Annotated in this window: 1 protein-coding gene and 1 pseudogene; both read right to left on the bottom strand. The window is 63.5% G+C overall.

Annotation, left to right across the window (positions count from 1 at the left end):
- Positions 1-292 (bottom strand): annotated as a pseudogene (locus NA4_RS42355) (hypothetical protein); the annotation flags it as partial.
- A 31-nt stretch (positions 293-323) separates the two neighbouring features.
- Entirely contained in the window at positions 324-1,115 is a 792-nt protein-coding gene (locus tag NA4_RS39910) for a reverse transcriptase/maturase family protein (protein WP_084497863.1), read from the bottom strand.
- Positions 1,116-1,558: the final 443 nt, after the last annotated feature.

The raw sequence follows: 1,558 nt of genomic DNA, 5'->3' as shown, positions 1-1,558 counted from the left end.
CCCCGTTCACGCCGCGATGGCCGTTGCGGGCGCGTTGCCTGTCGTCACGTTGCACTCCGATGTCGTAGCCGAGGAACCGGGCTCGCCCGGTCCGGGCGTGCGTGATCAAGGTCTTGTCCTGCGACAACTCCAGCGCGAGATCATCGCGCAGGAACACCGCCAGGCGTTGTTTGATCTCCTCGGCTTCGGCCTTGGGTCCGATGAACCCGAGCAGGTGGTCGTCGGCGTAGCGGATATATCTCAGCCGCCGGTAGCCCGGATCGTATTGATCCTGGCTGGGCAGGCTCTGCATATGCTTGCGGAGCCGCGCGGCCTCGACACGATCACCACGCCTGCGGGCGCGCGAGTGCGTTCGCGACCTCCAGGTAGGCAGGGTTGCGGGCCCTGCGCGTGCCTCGGGTGTATTCCGGAATCAGAACCGTCTCGGCGAACTGGTCCAACTTGTGCAGATAGATCGAGGACAGGATCGGTGAGGCGACACCACCCTGCGGCGCGCCGCTGGGTGTCGCGTGCCAGGTCCAGTCCTCGAGGTATCCGGCCCTCAGCATGTTGCGCAGCAGCCGCAGGAACCGGTTGTCGTGGATCTTCTCCGACAGAATCGAGATCATGATCTCGTGGTCGAGCGACCCGAAACAGTCGGCGATGTCTCCCTCGATGAACCACGCGGTCCCGGTCCAGGTGTTGGCGATCTCCCGCAACGCGGTGTGACAGCCTCTTCTGGGCCGGAACCCGTGAGAACGGTCGGAGAACTGCGGCTCGTAATACGCCTCCAACAGCAGGCGCACCACTTCGCCGACCAGCTTGTCCGACCAGGTCGGCAGTCCCAACGGACGCATCTTTCCGTTCTTCTTCGGAATCAGCGTCCGCCGCACCGGCGCGAATCGGTAGCGCTCGTGGCGCATCGCGTCGATGATGCGGTCGATCTTCGTCATCGACATACCGTCCACGGTTTCCTGCGTGACCCCCGGCGTCATCGCCCCCTTGTTGGAGTAGATGCGGCCGTAAGCCAGTAGATACAACTGCGGGTTGAACAGTTGCCGATACAGTTGCGTGCATGGCAGCCACCGGCTGCCGCGCTCACGAAGAACACCCAGAACCGTTTCGGCGTCCTGCATTTCGCATACCTCCCGATCATCGAGTGTTCGAATCACCTGGCCCCCTTCGCCCTGTGGACGGCTTTCCCGTCCGCCTCGGCCGGGCGTGACTCCGGCGACTACTATGAGGCCTCCGTCGCCATAGGACTCGCGTCCCGTAGGCGATCCCACGTTCGTCTCCGCCATACGTGACAGCGCGAGGTAGGCGGCCCACTCATCTCCTTCAATGCCCTCACTGGGCATCGCCCCAGCATCCGGAAGGTTGCCCCGGCTATGCTTCATCACCAGGGCAGGACACGGGCACCAGTTTCAGACGTCGTTTCCGGAGGATGCGAAGTTCCATCGCTGGAGATTGGGCTTCAAGCAATCCAGCCTTCACCATGTCGCGCGGGTCTCCCAGCACACCGTCCCTGACGCCTGGACCCGGCCGCTGGTTTCACATGGCATGCTCTTGTCCCCCTCAA

It is taken from the genome of Nocardia amamiensis NBRC 102102 (assembly GCF_001612745.1).
In the GTDB taxonomy this organism is placed as follows: domain Bacteria; phylum Actinomycetota; class Actinomycetes; order Mycobacteriales; family Mycobacteriaceae; genus Nocardia; species Nocardia amamiensis.
This window is presented reverse-complemented; position numbering and strand designations above follow the sequence as displayed.